Here is a 23,505-nt window from a genome sequence, read left to right on the forward strand (position 1 = left end):
TTCCACTTTCAGTATACGTTTGTCCGTTTACTGACCATGTATAACTATCGCATACGGATGCTGTAGTAGTAGTAGTATCGCTTGGCGTAATAGTCAAGTTTAATACTTCTGTATGACAGCCTGTAACTACTGAATGAGTTCCACTTTCAGTATACGTTTGTCCGTTTACTGACCATGTATAACTATCGCATACGGATGCTGTAGTAGTAGTAGTTGTATTAGGTGTAACAGTTACTGTTGTAGCTGCTGAAGTGGTAAAACAACCAAACTCATTGGTTACTTTTACTGTATAATTGCCAGAAGCAGCAACCGTAATACTTTGTGTAGTAGCACCTGTTGACCATAAATAACTTGTTCCTGCGTTTGCAGTTAATGTTACGTTTCCGCCATCACAAAAAGTGGCAGCACCACCTGCGGTAATTGTCGCCGTAGGTAAAGGATTAACGGTCAATGCAACAGTATTTGTTTTAGCACAAGTATTAGCAGTAGCAGTAGCGGTATAAGTAACGCTAGTTGATGGTTTAGCATATACCGTAGCAGAATTAGTTCCATCAACATAGGCATTGGCCAATGTAGCTCCTGAATCTGTATACAAATCAGTCACTGGTGACCAAGTTATAGGAGAAGATTTAGTAAAACTAAATTTAAAATTATTACGTGTTGAGTATGTATAAGATGGTGATGCAGCATAAGCATCTAATGTAGCTGCTGATAAATTATCCCCTACATAAATAGCAGAACTTACAAAAGAAGTTGTACTGTAGTATGCTGTATTAGTTGCTGTAGTAGCTCCAGTATTGGCATTAGTATAACTAATTTCAATTAACAAGTTTGTACCATTCCAAGTAAAATTACTACTAAATGGTATATTAGTATATCCAGAAGTTGGTGTATATGAAGCTGGTGAATAAACTGTTGACCAACCTGATGTTACCATTGAAGTAGTAGAAACAGATGTTGCAGTTGTATTTTGTAATTTAACTTTAAGGTTACTTAACGCATAAGTATTATCAGCAACCAACATTTGCAACTGCAATGCCGAAATGGTTGAACCAGTTGACAATCCTAATGTATTTAGTGTAGAAGCTAAAACTAACATTTGTTGTTTCACCCCACCATAGTAATTTTGGAATGGGTTTGGCCCAATTGCCGATGTAGTAACTGCAGCACTAGTTGATGTGGTACCTGTTCCTAAACTATTTACAGCAACATAAGTACTACTAGCTGTTAATTGTTGAATAGTACCATCACATATAGTTGCTGATGCAGGGGTGATACTTACAGCGGTTGGCGCTTCGTTAACAGTAATGACTGCTGCGTTAGAAGTAATTGTAGCACATGCTGTTGAACCTGTAATAATTACGTCATAACTTCCTGCATCGCTAGAAGTAATAGTTGAATCTGAATACGTTGAAGAAGTCGCTCCTGAAATATTCACGCCATCTTTTCTCCATTGATAAGCCGTTGCATCACTTGCTGTAACACTTAAACTTAAAGTAGTTCCTGTACAAACAGCTTGTGTTGTTGGATGTGCAGAAATTGAAGGCACCGTCCCTGTACAATTTGACACATACCCATTTAAAGTAAGATTATCAATTCTCCAGTTTCCAGTACCGGCTCCTAAATTTCCATAAGGATAAATTCTAAATGTAAGAGTACCTATCACATCTGTAAATGAAGCTCCCGAAAGAGAAACTGTTGCTCCTACTGAAGGAGCTCCTGAACTTACTGTTGTGGTATAAACACCAGCACCTAAATTACTGCTATAACTATCTGCACTTGATCGTACTACGTAGCTAGAAGCTCCAGCTGCAGTTGCCAATTGAAGGAATGTTAAAGAAGTAGCAGTTAATAGTTTTCCTGCTGATGGGGTAACACTAAATTGGATATATGCTCCTGTATTTACTACTGTCCCCCAGTTAGGAGAAAGTGATAAATTGTAATAACTACTACTTGTACTTCCAGTAACCGCACTAGGGCTTACATTAGTATAAGTAAGATTTGCATTTGGTGAGGTAACTGCTAATGAACTAGCAAATTGATATTGACCTAAATTAATACTCGCTTGTGTTACAGTCAACGTTTGTGAAACTTCTGTTGCTGGATTGTAATTTGTACTACCTGCCTGATTAGCCGTAATAGTAGTTGTACCAGCAGCAACAATAGTTACTGTACTTCCGCTTATTGTTGCAACCGCAGGATTAGAACTCGCATAAGTTATAGTTCCTCCAGGAGCTGTTGCTGTTAAACCATATGGTGCAATACCCGTAGCTCTAGTATCAGTGGCAGCTAATCCTGTAATAGTTTGATTGGCTTTACCTACTGTTAAATCCTGAGTAACGCTGGTCGCCGCATTGTAATTTGTATTACCCGCCTGAGCAGCCGTAATTGTTGCAGAACCTGCACCAACGATAGTTACCGTTCCATTGGCTGCCACTGTGGCAACTCCTGTAGCAGAACTTGAATAAGTAACAGCTAAACCTGAACTTGCAGTAGTAGCAACACTATATGTAGCATCACCAAAAGTTTTAGAAACCGTAGCCGTGATAGCCGTTATAGTTTGGTTCGCCTTTCCTACTGTTAAAGTTTGGGTTACGCTAGTCGCTGGGTTGTAATTAGTATCACCCGCTTGAGAAGCTGTAATAACTGTCGAACCTGCTCCATTGATAGTAACTGTTCCGTTAAGTGCCACCGAAGCTACACCTGTAACAGAACTAGAATAAGTAACAGTTAAACCTGAACTCGCACTAGTAGCAACACTGTAAGTAGGATCACCAAAAGTTCTTGTTTCTGAAGTTGAAATGGCAGTTATCGTTTGATCTGCTTTATTTATTGTAGCTGTTATACCTGTTGGTTGAGACAAAGTATAATTCCCTTTGGTTGTACCATTAAGGCTATATCCTAAAACAGTTATCGATTTATTACTTCCTGCACCAGCAGTACCAAAAGCATAAGTAACACTTGAACTGTTTAAAGTAGTATCATCAGAGTTAACAACCCCAACTAAAGTTGCTGTTCCGCTAACTGTCGCTGTAGTAGTACCATCATAGGTTTTATCATTTCCGGTTAACCCAGTAATTGTTAATCCTTTTGGAGATACTGTACTTGCCGTAGTAGCTACCGTAACGGCATCAGCTCCAGTAGTAGTTAACGATATATTCCCAGAAAAAGGTGAACCTGCAACAGTAGCTGTAGCCGTAAGTCTAACATAAACTGTTGTACTTGCAACCGCACCTGCTGATTGTGTTAATACTTGAGAAGCCGCAAAACCAGACGAACTAGAAGTAGTTGACACTTCAAATCCTGCTGGCGCTGTTATCGTAATATCATCTGTTAAAGTAGCTCCTGACGCATTAAAACTAACGGCACTAGACGCTGTTCCATATGTAGTAGATACTGCACCAACTGAAGCTTGATTAACAGAAATAGTTGGAGCAGATGGTGCTGCTGGTGTCCCTTGTACTGTAGTTGATGCTGCTCCATCTCCGGCAGCGTTAACAGCCAACAATTGAACATCATAAGTAGTACCATTAGTCAAACCAGTAATTATAATTGGACTACCTGTTGATCCGGAAGCTGTAAAAGTAGAACCGCCGTTTACAGAGTATTTGTAATCTGTAATGGCTGCTCCTCCGTTTGAAGAAGGTGCTGTAAAAGCAACACTCAATTGTCCATTGCCATTAGTTATACCTGTAATAACTGGTGCCGTAGCCGTAGTACGCGGAGTAGCATTAGTGGTAGCTGTAGCTGCACCGTCACCGGCACTAGTAACAGCAAGTAATCTCACACCATAAGAAGTACCATTGGTTAAACCTGTAATTACAATAGGGCTAGTTGTTGTACCAGCTGATGTATAGGTAGTTCCTCCGTTTAAAGAGTATTTGTAATCTGTAATAGCAGCTCCACCATTTGATGAAGGAGCTGTAAAAGCTACGCTTAACTGTAAATTACTAGGTGTAATACCCGTAATTGTAGGAGCAGAAGCCGTAGTAAGTGGTGTTGCTGGAGTAGTACCCGAAGCAGCACCATCACCAGCTGCATTAACGGCTAATAATTGTACATTATAGGAAGTTCCATTAGTTAAACCTGTGATAACTATTGGACTTGTAGTTGAACCGGCAGAAGCAAAAGTAGAACCGCCATTCAATGAGTATTTATAATTAGTAATAGCTGAACCACCGTTAGAACCCGGAGTAAAAGCTACACTCAATTGATTATTCCCAGGTGTAATGCCTGTAATAGTAGGTGCCGAAGGCGTAGTTCTTGGTGTACCATTAACCGCTCCTGAAGCAGAACCGGCTCCAACACTATTTACCGCTTTTAAGGTAATACTATAAGTAGTCCCGTTAGTTAAACCGGAGATTACAATGGGGCTGCTTGTTGTACCAGCCAATGTATAATTTGTACCGTCTGTTGAATATGTATAATCAGAAATAGCAGCTCCACCATTGGAACCAGGTGCTGTAAAAGCTACACTCAATTGACCATTTAAAGGATTAACAGCGGTAATGCTTGGTGCTCCCGGCGCAGTAACTGATAATGCAGGTAATGAATTATATACTGCAACATCATCAATTTCAAATTGCGTAGTTGTACAATAAATTCTAAAAGCTGAAGCAGCTAAACTAGCAGTTGCTGCACTATATTGATTTACATATGAGCCATTTACCCATACATCAACTTTATTTGAAGGTAATGATTTAGAACTTCCATAAGTTAAAGTTCCTGCTGTATTATTAAACACTAAAGTTACTGTATAAGATGTTGAGGCAGCCACAGTTTGAACTGTAGTCCAAGCTCCACTCTCTCTTACTTGCAAATTTGTTCCTGCAACTTGAAAAGCAGCAGACAGTTGAGCTCCTGTGAAACCATTTGCAGAACCAAAAGTTGCTCCCGTACCCACAGCACTCAACATAACCGCTCCAGTTAAAGAACTAGGTGTCAGGAATTTAAATGTAAATGTTCCACTTGTAAAAGATGTTAATGCCGTTTTGTCAATAGTTGTAATTGAAGCTCCAGCCGCACCTAATAAAGCTGAGCTACCGGAACCGCCAGAAACTGCAAAGGGGTTTTTAGCTACAGCTTGATTTGTAAAAGAACCAGAAGAAGTTCCTATCCGAACAAAACTAAAAGCTGTATTACTCGTTGACAAAGCTGTTGCATTTGTCAAAGTCCCAAAATTTTCAGAAAATATAGGACTTGATAACGTTCCTTGCCCATAGCCCTTCCCAGAGATAAGCAAAAACAACAAAGCAAAACTCCAAAACAAAAGCGAGGATGCTTTCTTAAAAAGTAAATTGTTTTTCATAAATTATAAAATTAATTAGGGGGTAAAAATATAGATAAAAATCTCTGTGACAAGAAAAAGATATTAACTAATTGTTAACTAACATGCTAAGTTAGCTTTATCGGTTTTATAAGTATTTAGTCGATAAATTTTTATAGGAATTTTCTTTTTTTGACTTTTGCAACCCCCTCTACCATTGCGATATCAGCTATTTTTTACATAATAAATAAACATATGTTAAAAAAAACAGCCATACACTAACATAAAGTCAAAAAATTATCATAACCCATATAATAACAACAATGAATTACTTAAAACCACACTGACTATTGTGCCAAAAAAAAGCCGAATTGGATAACAATTCGGCTTTTATTTTTTTTTATTTACTTGATTTATCTAATCACTTTTTTAGTAACCACGACACCTTCTTCCGAGGTGATTTGAACTAAAAGAACTTCATTCGCCAAACCTGCATTTATTGTAGTTTGGTTAGCATTAATATTCTTTTTCTCTTGCAGTATTCTGCCTCTAATATCGAATACTTTTACTGAAGCCATAATGGCATTCCCTGTGTTGATGACAAAATCATTAGAAGGGTTTTTATAAATAACCACTTGGTTAGCATTAAACACTGGGTTGGTCACGCCTAATGGCAATTGATACAGCAATTCAAATCGGGTATCGAAGGTACCGGCTGCAGAAGCAAAAGTATACCCTCCGGTAGTTAAATCATGTATAGTTCCCGTAAGATTATCTCTTAAATAAATAGCTTGCCCGCTTGAGAATAATCCATCAACATGATCAATGGCTATGGTGTAATTTTCGGCAAGGACAACTTTAAAACTCAACGGAACAACATCAGCAGCATCAAATGGCAAAGGTCTACCTTGAATAGAATATGTAGCACCGTCTATTAAAGACGCTATAGCAATATCCCCATCATTGTTGTATTTACCATCAATAAATTTGTCAACTCCCAAAGTGGCATTAGTAACATACCCCAATAATGTTTGGGAGTAATTGGCTGTAACAGCATTGGTAGCTTTTAACCAAATACGGTTTCTTTCAATTGTTGTATTGGTCGAATTGGTTACGTTAGTAGTTCTAAAGATTTGATCTTTATGATTATCAGCACGCATAGCATTAGTAAAGTTTAAAGTTGCACCAGTTGGTGTCGCCTCAACAATAAATCCTTGTCCTGTTTGAATTACTTCGTCATCAAAAAATAATGCTTCCGGGGCTTCTAAATTTGGATTGTTATACCCAACTCCATAAGTCCAATCACTATAACTTGGTGTAGCATACCCTGGTGTAGTATTTAATGGGTTATTTGTTTTTCTCCAAAAATAAAGCGTACCGGTAATGTTAGCGCTATTATTGGTATCCAAAACAAACGATGCTGCATCGATAGGAGAAGGATATGGATTACCAACCAAGTTAAAACGTTGACCGGAACCATAATTTTCTAAAGCATAAGAATAGTTTCCATTATTAGGCACTCCGGTAAATTGACCTGGCCAAATAGCACCAGTTGTAGAGTGATTATTTGGCACTCTGATTAAGTACCCTTTAGTAGTAGCAAAATTTGTTGTCGATGGTGACGGTACAGTATTGTATATGTTGGTGTTGGTGTTATAGGTATAAAAACGATTACTTAAAGTTCCGGGAGAAAATGCCTGCAACTGTTGATTAGCTACAGGTGAAGACCACAATGAATAATCTTGACGCTTCAAAAAGGCACTGTTACGCTTAATAATTATGGCTCCAGAATTAGCAATGGCGCTTCCGGTTTGTATCAAATTAGCATTATTATTAAACGTTACAAAAGCTCCCGTAGCTACCAAAGGACCGCTCAAAGTAACCGTGTCATTCGAAGAAATAACAACCGTAGCAGCGTTAGTAACTGTCAAAGAACAAGCCGTAATATTATAACCTGCCGAAGTATAAGTATCGGCAATTACCGCAGCCATGGTAGCATCTGGTCCTACAATATTATCCCAGGCACCACCTGAATAAGTTGCTTTATTGATATCAACACTAGTAGGAGTTGAAGCAACCTCAGCACAAGCACCACTTTGAACCACTGCTCTGAATTGAGTGGTTTGGGTTAAAGCTCCGGAAGTATAAGTATTAATTGTATTAGCTATAGTGGTCCAAGATGAAAATGAAGGACCAACTGAATATTCCCAACGAACTATAGAACCTGTATAACCTGATAAAGTCAAGAGTCCACTAGTTGAGCCCGCACAAATAGCGGTTCCTCCGGTAACTGCTCCTCCGGCTGAGCTTGCACTTACCGTTATCAAAACAGAAGCAGATTCGATAAAATCACAAGCACCACTTTGAACTACTGCTCTGAAATAAGTATCTTGTGTTAAAGCACCAATGGTGGCTCCTGTTAATGTTGTTGAAGTCACAATGATGTCTGTTGGGCTTGAAAAACCGGCATCTAGTGATGATTCCCATTTAATAACTGAACCGGTCTGACCCGACAAAGTTAAATCGGCTGGCTGTGAACCGGAACAAATCGTTTGGATAGAAGAAACCGTTCCACCAACAGAAGTAGGAGAAACAGTTATCAGTACTGAAGCTGAGTTTGCCGTTGAGCACACCCCATTTTGTACCACAGCTCTGAAATACGTATTGGCGGTTAAACTACCTATAGTACTTCCGTCTAAAGTTGTAGAAGTTTCTGTTATATCTGATGGAGAAGAAAATCCTGCATCACTTGAACTTTGCCATTTCACTACAGAACCCGTATAGCCTGTTAAAGTTAAATTAGAAGGTTCAGTCCCGTAGCAAATTGTTTGAGCAGAAGAAACAGTTCCTCCTACTGAAACAGCATCAACTGTGATTAAAACCGGAGTTGAATTTGCCGTAGAACAAACCCCACTTTGAACAACCGCTCTGAAATAAGTACTAGCCGTTAAGTTTCCAATAGTGGTTCCTAGTAATGTTGTTGATGTATTGCTGATATCTGTTGGTGAAGAAAAGCCAACATCACTTGAGCTTTGCCATTTCACCACTGAACCTGTATTGCCAGCCAAAGTCAAATTTGCCGGTTGGGTCCCTGAACAAATAGTCTGATCAGACGAAACGGCTCCTCCCACTGAAGTTGGATCAACGGTAGCCGTTACAGTAGTTCTTGTAGCAGATACACAACCTGTTGTGGCATTTCTTGCTTCAGCATAATATAATGTGGTTGATGAAATACTCGGAGTCGTGTAAGCTGTTGAACCACTTAACAATAAGGTTCCACCTGTTGCAGCATCATACCAATCAACGGTTTCCCCACCACCTACAGTGGCAGATAGGTTTACTGTTCCTGTACTACATGTTGCACCATCTGTTCCTGTTGGTGCAGTTGGTAATGCATTTACAGTCAAAGTACCATTGACATAAGTAATACTATAATTACTGGCGGTAAATGTTCCGCCTGTTGCTGCTGATGGCACTATGGTATAAGAACCTACTGAAGCTGATGAAATAGCTCCCGAACTGTTTAATGTAACACTATCAATGGTCTCACTATTCTTCAATCCCGTTGAACCAAAAGCTGTTGTTCCTAATGTGTATGTAGTTCCAAAACATTTTGAAACATCATCGGCAGTTATAGTCAATGGTGCTGCGGTTACTGTAAGTGTTCCTGAATTTGAAGCATAAATGATATTATAGTTACTAGCAGTAAATGTTCCTCCTGTAGCTGCTGATGGCGTAATGGTTGAAGTACTACCAACAGCATCCGTAGCCGCTATTGCTCCTGATCCATATATCAAAGTAACACTGCCTATCGTTTCTCCATTTTGTAACCCAGTGGATCCAAAAGTGGTAGCGCCTGTTAACGGTGTTGCCTGAGTCGTTCCATAAACCTTAGTTCCGTTGTTGGCTGTTATGGTTAATGATGCTGCAGTTACAGTAAGTGTTCCTGAATTTGGAGTATAGCTAATACTATAATTACCAGCGGTAAATGTTCCGCCTGTTGCTGCTGATGGCGTAATGGTGGATGTACTACCAACAGCGTCAGTAGCTGCTAATGCTCCTGATCCATAAGTTAAAGTAACACTACCTATTGTTTCTCCATTCTGCAATCCGGTGGAACCAAAAGTAGTAGCACCTATTACTGGCGTACTTTGAGTGGTTCCATAAACCTTAGTACCGTTGTTAGCTGTTATCGTTAAAGAAGCTTGGCCAACGGTTAATGTTCCATTTGTATAAGTAATACTATAATTGGATGCCGTAAAAGTTCCGCCTGTTGCTGCTGAAGGCACTATGTTATAGGAACCAACTGCTGCTGTATTTACTGCTCCTGTACTGGCAATAGTAATGCTGCCAATGGTTTCTCCATTTTGCAAACCGGTTGGGGTAAAGGCTGTTGAACCTGAGCCTACGGTATAAGTTTGACCATAAGTTTTACTACCGTTAATCGCTGTAATGGTTAATGGCGCTACAGTTACCGTAAGTGTTCCTGAATTTGAAGTGTAGCTAATACTATAATTACTAGCGACAAATGTTCCGCCTGTCGCTGCTGATGGTGTAATGGTTGAAGTACTACCAACGGCATCCGTAGCCGCTATTGCTCCTGATCCATATGTCAAAGTAACACTGCCAATGGTTTCTCCATTTTGCAATCCGGTGGAACCAAAAGTAGTAGCGCCTGTAACCGGTGTAGCTTGAGTCACACCGTAAACCTTAGTACCATTGTTAGCCGTTACCGTCAAAGAAGCTTGACCAACGGTTAATGTTCCATTCGTATAGGTAATACTATAGTTGGATGCCGTAAAGGTTCCGCCTGTCGCTGCCGAAGGCACTATAGTATAAGAACCAACTGCGGCTGTATTTACTGCTCCAGTACTGGCAATAGTTATAGTACCAATCGTCTCACCATTTTGCAATGCACTTGAGGTGAATGCTGCTGAACCTGAACCTACGGTATAAGTTTGACCATAAGTTTTACTACCATTAGTAGCTGTTATCGTTAAAGAAGCTTGACCAACGGTTAATGTTCCATTTGTATAAGTAATGCTATAGTTGGATGCCGTAAAGGTTCCGCCTGTCGCTGCTGATGGCACTATAGCATAGGAACCAACTACAGCTGTATTTACTGCTCCAGTGCTGGCAATAGTTATAGTACCAATAGTCTCACCATTTTGCAATGCACTTGAGGTGAATGCTGCTGAACCTGCCCCAACAGTAAATGTCTGTCCATACGTTTTACTGCCGTTATTAGCCGTTATTGTTAATGAAGCTCCATTTACAGTTAATGTACCCGTTGAATAACTAATATTATAATTACTTGTTGAACCTGGAGATAATGTCAATGCCGATGGTGTTATCGTATAACCTCCAACATTTGCGGTAGCTAAATTTCCCGCCGGACTACCACTATAACCTAAAGTTGCTCCACTGGCAGTATCTCCTAGTATTAATCCGCTAACCGTGAAATTTGTTCCTAAAGTTCCTGAGGTTGGTGCTGTACCTCCGTAAGTTTTACTTTGAGCACTAGCTGTCACCGTTACTACAGGTCTTGAATCAGTAGTTACACTGACAATACCTGTTGTTGCTGCAAAATAAGTGTTGGTTTGATTCGAGGCTGCAGAACTTGTACTTCCCCATGTACCTGAATTTTTACCATAACCTCCTAATTTAAGTGTACCAACAGTATATGTTGTTCCTGTATTTAAACTGGCTGTAGCAGTTCCACTAATAGATAGATTGGTAGCAATAGTAACAGTTCCTGAAAGCGTTTTTACACCTGAACCACTTAATCCTAAATTTTTATAGGCTGCATTTATAACAGTCTGATTTCCTGAACCGGTATAATTAACCGTGTTTCCGGCAGCAGTTACCGTAAGCGTTGTTATCGTTGGAACAGTTGGTGTTGTACTTATGGTAAGTGTACTGGTTGAAGTTGCATTATTAAAACTGGTGATTGTACTAGAACCTGAATGATTAACAATACCCGCTGCGTTATTCGTAATACCTGTAATAGTACCCGATCCGCTAATGTTAAGTGTTCCTGTATTAGTAAAATTAGCCAGAGCTGTAGTAATAGTTCCTGAACCCGAGTGATTCATAGTCCCCGAATTTGAAAGTGTAGTTGTAGAAACCGTTCCACTGGTATTTAGCACACTTGCATTTGCTAATGTCCCTGCTCCTGACAATGCCGTTCCTACTGTAAGAGTACCATTATTAGTATAGGTTCCTGTCACAGCCACTGAAGGAATTGATGTGGTGGTACTTCCATTGAATGCTTTGGTAGCGCCACTAAAAGTATGCACACCCGTATTGGCTGTAAAAGTTGTAGCACTATTAGCAAAAGTCCCCGCAAAAGAATAAGCTGAAACTCCCGTTTCATTCCACACAGCACCTGAATTAAGAGTAACATCACCTGTAAAAGATTTATTCCCTGTACCGGCAAGAGTAAATGTTCCAGTAATAGAAGTTGTTCCCGTTACTCCCAGTGTTAATGTACCTGTCGTTGCAAAAGCGGCACCAGTACCCACCACCAAATTTCCTGAAACCGTGGTACCCACTCCTATTGTTGTTGTACCACCGGTTATACTTAAATTATTAAACGTGGTAAAAATTGTAGTTGGCAATGTATTGTTAGCCGTAAGTGTTACAGTACCTGCTCCGGAGACAAAACTTGAACTTGGCTCATTGATGGTAATACCTTGACAAATTAAATTTCCTCCAGCCGTCATTGTCAGCGTATTTGTTCTATTTCCAATAGGAGCAAAAATAATGTTACCACTGATGGTAACTTGTGAGGATGCGTTGAAAGTTAGATTACCATTATTATTTGACCCTCCATTTCCTAATGTTATGCTTTTACACACCGCATTACTAACATTCACGGTCAGAGTTGCCTGATTGCTTATAACAATATCGTCAGCGGCTGTTGGAGTTGTACCTAAGGCACTCCAAGTTGTACTTGAAGTTACGTTTATTGTAGCTGCATTTGTTTTACTACTCAATAAAAGTAGTAATACGATTGTAAAAAAAGCAACTAATTTTCTATTTAATGAAGGTAAAAATGTTTTCATACGCAGGTTTTTATATTAATATAAGATTTGGATTCTATAATTTAATTACAAACATAATGGCTGCAACAAACACGATGCAACTATTATTGTTCATTGACACAAATAGTCGTTAAATCACCGTATTATACATGAATTAATATAATATAAACGGATACTGATTGTAAAAGCAAAGAAAATAATTGTTTCTTTGGAAACCAAATTTTAAATCGACAAAATGCAGTTTTATATCTTTGAAATGCAATATATTACAGTTGAACGACCATTTTCTGTAGTTAAAAGCTTAAAAAATAATTTTCAAAAGGCATAGTCATAACACACTGAAAAACAACACAAAAAAGATATCGAAAATACCAAATCAAGAATCCCACATAAAAAAGGACTTGTTTGGCATGGCGAAGCAACACTTTATTGGTTGAAAAATCATTTGCTTTTTAAGCTCTGAAGAAAGATCTGGTATCGGCTTTCAATAATTGAACCGTTTATTCAAGCTATACCGTTTTGGCACCAGCTAAGGAGTAAGTAATTGTTGGTATTCTTCCAAAATAGCATTCCAGACTACTAATTGGTCGTAACGAGAAGTGATTCTAATTCTGGATTTTTTCTTCAATTCCTGATAAAAATTAATGTCTTTGACAAATAATTCCATTTTTTGGAAGATAGCATCGGCATTTTTAACCGGAATAATAGTTCCATTGATTCCCTCTTCAATAATTTCATTACAGCCATTAATATTACTAACAATACTCGGAAGTCCCATAGCTCCGGCCTGCATTACCACATTAGGAAAACCTTCGCGGTAACTTGGAAAAACCAATGCATGAGCTATAGCTAAATAGGGACGAACATCTTGCTGAAAACCAACAGTAATGATGGAAGGATTATGATTAATAGTGTATAAGGTTGTTGGCAATAGCGGGTCTAAATCGCTTTCATAATCACCTACCAGCAGAAGTTTTGCGTTAGTGTGATTTTTTTGCAACAACTCAAAAGCCGTAATCAATTCGTTCAGGCCTTTGTCCTTTACCAATCGGCCAACAAATACAAATACAAAATCAGTTTCAGTTATATTGAGCTGGGAGCTTACAGTTACTTTTTGTTCTGTAGAAAATAAATCCGGATTGAAATAATCGGTATTAATTCCATTGGAACTCCCGTTGGCAATTACTTTTAATTTTTGGGGTGGACAAAATTTATTTTGTAAAATAATGTCTTTTAATCCGTAAGAGTTGGGATATACTTTTGTCGCTAAAGAATAGGTGGTCTTTTCAACAAAATCCAATAGTTTTCTTTTCAATCCTACGGCTTCAAGTAATGGTAAACCGGCCACCGTATGCAACCTGTTAGGAACACCGGCTATTTTGGCTGCCAGCATCCCTACTATTCCAGCTTTGGGAGTGTGCGTGTGAACGATTAAGGGCTTTTGCTTTCTCAAAAACAAAACCAATCGAAAAACGGCAATGCAATCATGAAGAGGTGTAATTTTTCGTGACATTTCTAAATGAAAAGTACTCACATTCTCTTTGCTTCCAATTCTTTCCAAGTATTCCTTTTCTGAAGAGACGGCAATCACTTCATAATAAGAGTTCATAAAATGCAACTGCCCGGATAGTAATTTATCCAGCGAAAGCGGAACCGTTGTTATTCGGATAAGTTTTTGGTTTTTCATTTACTTTTTGAATTGTTCAAAGCGAAGCCCTGCTTGATGATGCAAAATAAAGCAATTACCATAAAGGGTTCAAACATTATTTTGGTTCGCAAAAAAATACCCAAATTGGCATAACGTTGCACATATAATAAACCGGCAATAAGTGTAAATATAAAAGCAATGTTCATCCCTTGGCTGAAATGGATTTTTTTATAAAACTTAACACTATAGAAAAGAGCCAAAAGACAAAGCACCAACAGTAACAGATTTTCGGCACTGGCCACATAGCCCATCAGGGATTTAATGTCAAAAAACAACGGCCTGAAATTAAAGGAAAAAAGACGGTAGCCATAATTATACTCTAACATCGGGACATAGGTTCCGGAATGTTTAAAAGACAAGATAGAATAGTCATTGTAATAGCGAATTCGATGCCAATTCAAATATTTTATTTCGGATAATTGCAAAATCATATAACTGCAAAGTGCCACTATTGTCAAACTACTAACCGCGATAATCAATCGCTTTTTCAGTGTCGCTTTATGCTGAAACATCAAAACCAAAGCTATGGCTAAGAGCAGCATCAATGCGACATGCGGACGGATAACAATAAGTAACCAACTCCCAACAACCAATCCTAAGGATTTATAGTTGCGAGCGGCTAGTGCATAAAAAACGGTGGCTATGGCCCAAAAAATAATGGGTTCTTTGCCTAAAGTAGCCGTCCAGAAATGGAGATTCGGCAGCAAGAAAATTAGCTGTACTAAATTGACTCCTTTCCAATTGAATTGGTTACCAAAAACCAGAGTTGTCCATTTTATCCATTGCAGAATTCCAAAAAAACCTATGATGCCATAGCCCAAAAAACCGATAAATAAAGGGAGGCCTAATTTTACAAACGGATAGTTAATAAACAGTATAAAATCGGTTCCGTAGTTGGCAAAATCGAGCCATGATTTATTATGCGTATAAGAACCCTGAAACCAATACAAGTGGGCATCGCTCCCATTTTTAGCACAATAAAGATAGGATAGAATTATAAAGACTAAATGATAAAAAAAAAGCACTATTTGAAAGGTACTTTTTTTCATTTTTTATTGATTTATAGCTTTTTTTCTGTCCAAAGCCATTTGTTTCTGATACGAAAATGACCAAAGGAAAAAGATTAATAATCCAGGCAAAAACATGTTTCGCATTCTGATCATAATTCCTAAATTACCCAAAGATTGCGAAAAAGCTAAGGTTCCGATAATTAAAAAATACACCATGCCCTGAATCACAAAAGGAGCTTTTCTAAACGTTAAAATTGGCTTGTTTCTCAGCACTCTATAGGACAGTATCAGTAATAATAAATTTTCTAAAGAGGCTAATAAAGCCGGTATTCCATTGGCATCAAAAAACAAAGGGCGGTATAAAAAAGTAAAGACTTTTAACGGAAAAGGATAAGACGAAATATCAATGGCAGAACCAACATTTGTTCGGCTTAAGAGCCCAGATTTTAATTCTGAAAATTCGTCAAAACTTTGCACGGTAGCTTCCTCTACTTTGGTAAATTTCATTACCGAAGGTAGAATAGCAATGCTTATTCCTATCATCAAACCAAAGAACAAAACACGTTGAAAAAAAGATATTTTAGTGGTAGAAAAATAAGCCAATCCGTAAGCAATAAGCATAAAGAAGGCCATATGAGGTCTAACAAAATAAGCCAATGTCAAACCCAATACAATCATGGGAATTCTTTTCATTGGTTTTACAGTACCATACATAAAAATGGCAATACAAAAGAACAACAAAGTGTCTTTACCGACGGCGCAACTCCAAAAGTGTAAATTGGGCAAATAAAACAATCCCGGAAAGAGATAATAATTTTTGAATTTAGAATTGTAGGGTATTAATTTTTCCGCTATTAAATAAAAATAAGTTAATCCTATAAACCCTAATAAACAATACATAATAGTTCCTGTAAAATAGGAAAGTCCCAAAACCTGGGCGGGGATAAAATTAAAGGCATGGATAAAATAAGTCCCTTTATCTTCGGTCAAGGAATAAATAAAGTCTTCGTAGTTCATTAACTTGGCCTGTCTCCAGTGCCCAATGGCATCACCTTGGACAAAAAAACAGTAATAAACTCCAAAAATCAAGTGGTACACAAACAGTTTTCTCAGGGTTTTAATGTCACCAACAGTAAGCCGGGACTTAAAACTGTTTATGAATAAAAATCCGAGAGAAATGAATAGTACACAAAATAATATATCCATTATTATTTTAAGGTTTTAGATTTTACAAATTAATATTATTTTGCAATATAAATTGCGCTTAATAACATCAAAATAGTTACTTTTAGTATGGGTAATACTCATGAACCAAGTATTGTTTTTAATTGTATTATTTGACTTTGGATGCTATACCGTTGTTCCACTTTTGCCCTTCCTTGGTTACCCAACCGGGCTCTCAGCCCTTCATCCTGTATCAATAAAGTCAATTTCTCTAACCAGTCGGCATGGCTATTGACTAAAAAACCATTCTCCCCTTCATTAACCACTTCATTATTCATTCCAACCGCTGAAGCAACCACCGGCAAGCCACAACCCATATATTGAATTAATTTATACGAGCATTTTCCTAACTCCCAAGGAGTATTCTCCAGAGGCATAATCCCGATATCCAATCCTGAAATCATCGAAACCTCATCCGCTTCAGACCAATCCAGGTATTTTATTTTATCTCCCAAACCCATATCTTCCTTGGCACCAATAATGTGAAGCTCTATATCAAATGTATCAAATAGCTCGACAAATACCGGATGAATACTTTTCACATACTTAAAAGTCGTAGGTGAACCAATCCAACCGATAACAACTTTATCAGAATGGTGGCCAAGTTTAGTTACATACTTTGTGGTATCAATAACAGTAGGCTGAATCACGACCTTTTTGGCTCCACTGGATTGTGCCTTTTTGGCCAGATAAGAGTTACCCGCCACAACAAAGCCACTGTATTTCATAACATTGTCAATCTTTTTACTCAAAAAAAACCTTATGATTTTTGAAGTACTTAAATCATAAGTATGGTAAATGGCATCGTCATAATCAACAATATACCGCACGCCACAAACACTCAGAATACATTCAAACCAACTGAAAAAATAAGGAAATAGCTCTTTTTCAATGACAATAGTATCATAACGGTACACCGTAAAAAGCACTAAAAAACGATTCCAATAAAACTTCAACAGCGCTACAGGCGATTGTTTTTTACCTGAATATAAAGCGATTAGGTATGATTCAGAAAAAAAAGGGCGGACCGTAATCTGGAATCCCTCCTGCTCCAAAAATGGAAAAAACTGATAGCTCCTTAAGCGACTACTGGCTCCATTCCTACTGTATTTTGTTAAATAGAGAACTTTCATGAATACTTATTTGATATAGCCAAAAGAATTTTGAGGGTAAACTTAGTCATTTTCTAGGATAAATAGCGTTGAATTATTTCTTCGTAGTGATTAAAGATAATAGCATCCGAAAACATCTCAGCCCCATAATTGGCTATTGCTGCTGAGCTCATCTGAACTTTCTGTTGCAACGCCTTAGAAAGGGCTTCAGCCATAGCCTCTGGATTTTTATACTCGCAAAGCCAACCGTTCTCTCCGTGTCGGACAACTTCTGCATTTCCGCCAGGGCAATTAGTAGCAATAACCGGTTTGCCTAAGCAAAAGGCTTCTATGATGACATTGGAAAAACCTTCATAAAGCGAGGAAGATACCAAGTATTTTGATTGTATTATAAAAGGATAAGGGTTGGGCTGGTGTCCTAACAAAAAAACATGTTGCTCAAGTCCATTTTTTATGATTTGATTCTCTAGTTTTTCCTGAAGGTTTCCCTGCCCCAAAATAGCTAATGTAAAAGAAGTGCCACGTGCCTTTAGTAAAGCACAGGCCTGAATCAGCATCGGGTAATCTTTTTGGGTATTTAATCTGCCGACAGCGACAAAAGTGTAAGGATTGCTGAGGGACTGCTGTGCCATTTTTTGGATAACATCAATTTTTACCGGATTGTAAATAACCGAAGAGAAAGAGCACTTAATCCCTGTTTCCCTAGCATAATCCTCTGCCATATAATGACACTGAAAAATAATATAATCTGATTTTTTGGCTATAATAGTATTGGCCAAAATGTAAAGCCAGCGTCGAATAGCATTGTTGAATAGTAACTTTTCAGCACCAATTGTGTTTCCTATCCTGTTGATAACAACAGTCTTTTTTGGAAGAAATACTTTAGCTAATGCAGTGGTCAGACTGGCGCCTAAACTGCTGAAGACCAATTTGGGTTGTTCCTTTCTACAAAAACGGATAAAAGGAATAACCGAGTTGGTCGCTCCGGTTGTATTCAATTCAAAAACAGGAATCGAAACGGGAACTTCACTTAGTAATGGCCCTTCTTTTTTAAAGAGTAATAAAGCAATTTTTTCTTTCGGATGCTTGTGGTGATACCGTATCAACAAGTTCAACATCACACGTTCAGCGCCACCAGCTCTTAAATCCGGCAAGAAAAAGAGTATCATTCTATTTTGTGTTATTTTCAACAAATTTCAACATTGTTGCAAGTTGATGGTATTGATTTGAGTAATTATTTTTCTCAATATCATTTTTAACGCTAGTATAATCTAAAATCTCCCACAATTTATTATTGTCTTGTGAAAGGATATACTCTTTACTAATAATAGTTAAGCTGCTTGAGAATTTTTTTCTAATCTGTGTATTGGTATCTCCTCCCTTTGCTTTCCAAATAATTTTAGGAAGATACGGCGCAATAAAATTCAATGTCTTCTGAATAATATTCGTTCCAAATTCATTTTGAGCGGTTAATATTGGAGCATAGAGTACTTTTCCTTCAGTAAGCGAGTAATATAGTCTATAATGTATCCCTTCTTTTAAAGTTCGTTGCAATTGTTCTTTAGTTGGGGCAGAGAAAATGGCCTGGTTAAAAGATTCTGTTGCGAAAGGGGCAAAAATATCTTTAGTACGGTTTGTAATTTGTGAATAAATAAAACCTTGTTCTCCTCTAAATCTTTCCAAATGAAAAAAAGCAGAACCCAATAATTGGAGGTAGTTGTCTTTATCTTCAAAAACTGAATATTTTTCCAAAAAATAGCTTTCCAAACGCAAAGCTAATTTAGCTGTAATTTCGGTTGAGACCAATGGATGTGAAACAAGAAGTAAGGAATAGGATTTGATAAAATTCTTAAATTCATTCACCTCCAATTTATTGAGTTGCTTTTCTCCAAATTCCCAATCGGTATCAGCTCCATTCCCTCCAAGACTAACCTTAAACGAGTTTTCTGTTCGAAAAAAATCTTTACTTAAATTAGTGAAGCTTTGAGTGAAAGCATCTCCTTCTGATTCTTTAAACGCTTCTATTCTTGGTTTTATATTAATCGATTTTGGATTTAACACAAATTTTTTGTGAATTACATTAAATTTTTTACTCAAATGTGATGCAATCCATAAATCAAGTTTTCCCGCTCTATTATAAGTAAAGGTCTCTAATGACTTCCCATTGGTTTTATAAAAAAAACTCAACATTAATCTACCATCAAAACCACCTGACAAACCTATAGCCGTGTCATGAAAATTTCTGAGATAGCGCGCGGCGTTTTTAAATTCAAAAATTGTTCTGTTTATATTTTCTTCAAAATTAAATTTTGGGAGTAAAAGTTCGTCTATGTGCTTATAAGAAGTTACATGTAAATCACCCTCTTTTAGAATCAACTGTCCATATTCAGGCAACGTTTTAACTCCTTCATAAAGTGTATTATATCCCGGAAAGACGCCAAACCTACTTGTCAAAAAATCACAAACAATTTGTTCAAAATCCGGCTTCAAAACAACCATTCCCCGTAACAACCTTAAATAATTGCTAACATAAATATCGTTTCCATCCTTAAAATAAAAAACTTTATGGAAACCCATATTGTCTGCCTTACAAACAAAAGAATCTTTATTTAAACTAAACAAACAAAACTGCCCATTGTATCTTTCCGGCGTATCGCAGTTTATGTTACTTATATTTCTATAATCTACATCAACTTCATTCTTTCCAATTACCAATCCTGAAAAGCCTCTGATCTTATCTTCTGAAATTTCAATGTACTTTTTTTGACACTTTTCAAACTTGGTCACTATTGAAATTAAATGAAAATTTTCTGTTTTTCTCTGAAACACATCGTGTTCTTGAAGCTGATCAATTGTTTGTGTGACATCATTAACAATATTTATGCAATCATTTGAAAAATTAGATTTTCCATATTTTAATATCCAAATATTCATTGCTAATTATAATTTATTAATAAAATACTCAAAATAAACCTCATTCCTATTTAGCTTTTTTTAGCAGGAATTCCAACAATCGTTCCTTCGTCAAAGGATTCCAAAACTACAGAATTTGCGCCGACAAGAACATTTTCACCTATTGTTATTTTTCCTAATAACTTAGCGCCAGTCCCAATCAATACTTTGTTCCCTATTTGTGGCATACCATCTCCTCTAGCTCCTTTTCTATTGCCTAATGTTACTCCATTATAGAGGACACAATCATTACCAATCAATGCCAGTGGACCAATTACAATATCTGAAGCATGAACTATTCTAAACCCCTTGCCAATAATTGCTTGAGGATCTATATCACAATTATATTTCCTTTTATGTCTTTGATGCATAATGAAGGAAAGCATTCTTAAATTTTTCTTCCATAAAAAATGGTCTATTCTATAGGCCAAAACCACTCTAAACTCAGGAGTTATAAATGCCCTAAAAAGTCTGACAAATGTCACCTTAGTGTTTTTAGCATAAAAAGTACCACACAAATGGTGCTTCAAATCACTTTTTACTAAATTAATCATTGACACTTTTCTTAAGTATTATAAGCTTAGAGTTTATCAAATCAACATCAACTTCATTCTTTGTTATTTTACTTATTTTCGTTAATCGATGCTTAACGAATTCTTCGTTAAAACCATAAAATTTCTTTTGGTGTGCTTTATAGGTATTTAATTTTTCAGAAAGAAAAACTCTTACTATAGACCGTAATTTTAGATTTAAAACGGAGATAAAGTATTGAAATCTAACAAAGCTTTTGTTATAGTGTTTACTCTCTTTATGTTTTTTATTTTGCATCACATCAGTAATAACATCAACCAAACTACTAAAAGATGTATTATGGTTAAAGTTTTCTAACAACCCTAAAGCTCTTTCATTCGTTATTTTCGAATGAGTAAATAATAAATTTTGCGTCTGTTTAATTACACCCTCAATACTAGTACACTTGGTTCCCACTAAATTAGGTACAAATTGATCGTATAATTCATTTTCAACTGACTTGTATAAAATAACATTTTTATTTGCAAAATAAGATTCAACAGCGGTAGTACAACCGTCATGAATAACAACTTCCGAGCCAAGAATCCAAGGCGCTACAGGACCTTCATGCAATACAAAAACATTTTCCAATCCTTTAAAAACAGTTTCATAAAAAGAATTACTTTCACTCGGATGAGTCCTTACTATAATTGACATATCTGGAAAACTGGCGGCTAACTCATGAATTAAAAGCACTATATTTCCTAGTATTGCGTTAGTATGATTCCATCTTTTAACTATTAATCTCGATGATTCTGAATGGTCATAATTGTAACCAAAACGGGGTGAAAAAATATCCGATAAACCAAAATTATTGTTTGCAATAGATAAATTAGTATTTACCAAAATATAATTCCCATATTTACCTTTAATTTGATCAATTTCATCTAAATAAATTGAATTCCAGTTATTATCGTAAACTTCAAAACGCGGGTTACCCGTAGAAATGATTCTTATTGCATCTTTAGCAGAAGAATCTAATTTTGATTTATAATAAGCTGCCTGATAATTACCCCATGTACAGATTACATCATTGGAATCCAAAACATTTGGATCAAGTCTTAAAGATAATGTCTTATTCCATTCGGCTTCAAGTCCAAGAAAAAAAGCGCCTTCTTCATCTAAATGAATCATATCAAAGCCTTTCTGTTTCAGAAATCTATAGGTTGTTAGATCTGCTGGAAAATGTGATTTAAACATAGTTTTCCCTAAGTACACTCCGCCATATAAATGCTTAGCAACATTGATTAAAAAATCATGCTGCCCTATATAAACAGCAACCCCTTTTTTGGCCAACAAGTTACCCAATATCAATTTATAATCTAGTTCTCTGTTTATTGTCTCGATAGGTAATAATATATTCATTTAACTTTTTATTAAATTTTTAATTTTATAATCTGTTACGAAATACCCGAAGGGTATAATCATTACTAAAAAAAGTGTAGAAAAACAACATATCTTAATCAAACCATGAAATTCAAAAAGAAAATAAACAATTGCTTTTTTTAAGATAAAACCGGATATAAAACAATAACTAATTAATCCCATTAATTTAAGACTTTCTTCGCGAAAAGAAAAACGCAACAACTTACTACCTATATACAAATACAAAAGTCCCATAAATCCGTTTAAAAGGGCAATCGACCATAAAACAGTAATAAAATTAGTTAATACCGATAAAACTAATACCATTACTAAAGCAAATATTTTCCACACCATTTCTATTTTTAACAGCAAATTCGGTTGTTTTTTTACTTTAAAAACGCTAATAACCTGAGTATTAATAGGCAAAAATAAACTTCCAATAGAGGCAATCTGCATATAATCAACCATATTTATCCATTTTTCACCTAATAAAAACCGAATTATTTCTAACGCATTAAAAAAGAAGACGAAATTTATAAAAACCATTAAAAAAGTTATCTTTTTTACATTTAATAAAAACATTTTCTTTAAAAGTTTATTGTGAATTTGAATTCGAACCATTGTCGGATACAATCCTTTTGCAAAAGCACTGTTTATAATATCAATTGGTACACCTTGAAGTCCATTCGATTTAACATTCAAACCCAATTCTCTCACATTATAAAAATTAGCATAAATAAGGTTTAAAGATTGTGCATAAATTCTATTAATATAACTTAAGGCAAACATTTTTAAACCAAAACCATATAAAGACTTCAAGGATGCTTTACTAAAGACCATTTCCGGCTTATACCTCACATTATATACTAATAAAGTTAGATAAACAACTTCATTAACTAATTGCTGTACGATTAGCGATAGTACTCCAAAACCGGAATAAGCCATAATAATACCAACAAAAAAACTAATGATAGTAGCCGGTATTCTGGCTGTGGTCACCTTTTTTAGGTTTAAATCTTTTACAGCTTTTACAATCTGAATTAATCCAATCGATTCAATAATTAAAACTAATGATTGTAATCTGATATAAAAACTTAAATTTTCAAATTTGTAAAATGATTCAATATAAGGAGCAATAAGAAACAGAAAAAAATATAAAAGAAAAGAAATACCAATGTTGAGCCAAAACATGGTGGAATAATCCTTTTGAGTAGCATTCTTCTTTTGAACTAATGCTTCACGCAAGCCCCCA

The 23,505-nt window shown here is 36.5% G+C and carries 11 protein-coding genes; all 11 read right to left on the reverse strand.

Going from position 1 to position 23,505, the window contains the following annotated elements:
* Positions 1-5,308 (reverse strand): beta strand repeat-containing protein (locus V7D82_RS10325; RefSeq protein WP_333600902.1); only part of this gene is annotated, 5,308 nt, incomplete at its 3' end.
* Between the two features lie 371 nt (positions 5,309-5,679).
* Complete coding sequence (locus tag V7D82_RS10330) at positions 5,680-12,333, reverse strand: MBG domain-containing protein (RefSeq protein WP_333600903.1); 6,654 nt, start codon at positions 12,331-12,333, stop codon at positions 5,680-5,682.
* A gap of 508 nt (positions 12,334-12,841) precedes the next feature.
* Entirely contained in the window at positions 12,842-13,999 is a 1,158-nt protein-coding gene (locus V7D82_RS10335) for a glycosyltransferase family 4 protein (RefSeq protein WP_333600904.1), read from the reverse strand.
* Positions 13,996-15,069 carry a hypothetical protein gene (locus V7D82_RS10340; protein WP_333600905.1) on the reverse strand — a complete coding sequence of 358 codons (1,074 nt, stop codon included), beginning with the start codon at positions 15,067-15,069 and terminating at the stop codon, positions 13,996-13,998. The genes V7D82_RS10335 and V7D82_RS10340 overlap by 4 nt, the downstream gene beginning before the upstream one ends.
* Before the next feature lie 3 nt (positions 15,070-15,072).
* Entirely contained in the window at positions 15,073-16,047 is a 975-nt protein-coding gene (locus tag V7D82_RS10345; protein ID WP_333600906.1) for a hypothetical protein, read from the reverse strand.
* A 287-nt stretch (positions 16,048-16,334) separates the two neighbouring features.
* Positions 16,335-17,387, reverse strand: a complete 1,053-nt coding sequence (locus V7D82_RS10350) for a glycosyltransferase family 4 protein (protein ID WP_333600907.1) — start codon at positions 17,385-17,387, stop codon at positions 16,335-16,337.
* 53 nt (positions 17,388-17,440) lie between these two features.
* Positions 17,441-18,535 carry a glycosyltransferase gene (locus V7D82_RS10355; protein ID WP_333600908.1) on the reverse strand — a complete coding sequence of 365 codons (1,095 nt, stop codon included), beginning with the start codon at positions 18,533-18,535 and terminating at the stop codon, positions 17,441-17,443.
* Position 18,536: 1 nt separating this feature from the next.
* Complete coding sequence (locus V7D82_RS10360) at positions 18,537-20,300, reverse strand: hypothetical protein (protein ID WP_333600909.1); 1,764 nt, start codon at positions 20,298-20,300, stop codon at positions 18,537-18,539.
* A gap of 50 nt (positions 20,301-20,350) precedes the next feature.
* Entirely contained in the window at positions 20,351-20,872 is a 522-nt protein-coding gene (locus V7D82_RS10365; RefSeq protein ID WP_333600910.1) for a serine O-acetyltransferase, read from the reverse strand.
* Positions 20,865-22,253, reverse strand: coding sequence for a surface carbohydrate biosynthesis protein (locus V7D82_RS10370; RefSeq protein WP_333600911.1), 1,389 nt, complete (start codon positions 22,251-22,253; stop codon positions 20,865-20,867). The genes V7D82_RS10365 and V7D82_RS10370 overlap by 8 nt, the downstream gene beginning before the upstream one ends.
* Positions 22,254-23,505, reverse strand: a 1,252-nt coding sequence (locus V7D82_RS10375; RefSeq protein WP_333600912.1) for an oligosaccharide flippase family protein, incomplete at its 5' end; no start/stop codon positions are given.

This window comes from Flavobacterium sp. (assembly GCF_036741995.1).
Taxonomy (GTDB): domain Bacteria; phylum Bacteroidota; class Bacteroidia; order Flavobacteriales; family Flavobacteriaceae; genus Flavobacterium.

Coding starts and splice junctions, on each gene's coding strand:
- V7D82_RS10340 (WP_333600905.1), bottom strand. CDS start 15,069: ATGAAAAAAAGTACCTTTCAAATAGTGCTTTTTTTTTATCATTTAGTC.
- V7D82_RS10350 (WP_333600907.1), bottom strand. CDS start 17,387: ATGAAAGTTCTCTATTTAACAAAATACAGTAGGAATGGAGCCAGTAGT.
- V7D82_RS10360 (WP_333600909.1), bottom strand. CDS start 20,300: ATGAATATTTGGATATTAAAATATGGAAAATCTAATTTTTCAAATGAT.
- V7D82_RS10355 (WP_333600908.1), bottom strand. CDS start 18,535: ATGATACTCTTTTTCTTGCCGGATTTAAGAGCTGGTGGCGCTGAACGT.
- V7D82_RS10335 (WP_333600904.1), bottom strand. CDS start 13,999: ATGAAAAACCAAAAACTTATCCGAATAACAACGGTTCCGCTTTCGCTG.
- V7D82_RS10365 (WP_333600910.1), bottom strand. CDS start 20,872: ATGATTAATTTAGTAAAAAGTGATTTGAAGCACCATTTGTGTGGTACT.
- V7D82_RS10345 (WP_333600906.1), bottom strand. CDS start 16,047: ATGAACTACGAAGACTTTATTTATTCCTTGACCGAAGATAAAGGGACT.
- V7D82_RS10330 (WP_333600903.1), bottom strand. CDS start 12,333: ATGAAAACATTTTTACCTTCATTAAATAGAAAATTAGTTGCTTTTTTT.
- V7D82_RS10370 (WP_333600911.1), bottom strand. CDS start 22,253: ATGAATATATTATTACCTATCGAGACAATAAACAGAGAACTAGATTAT.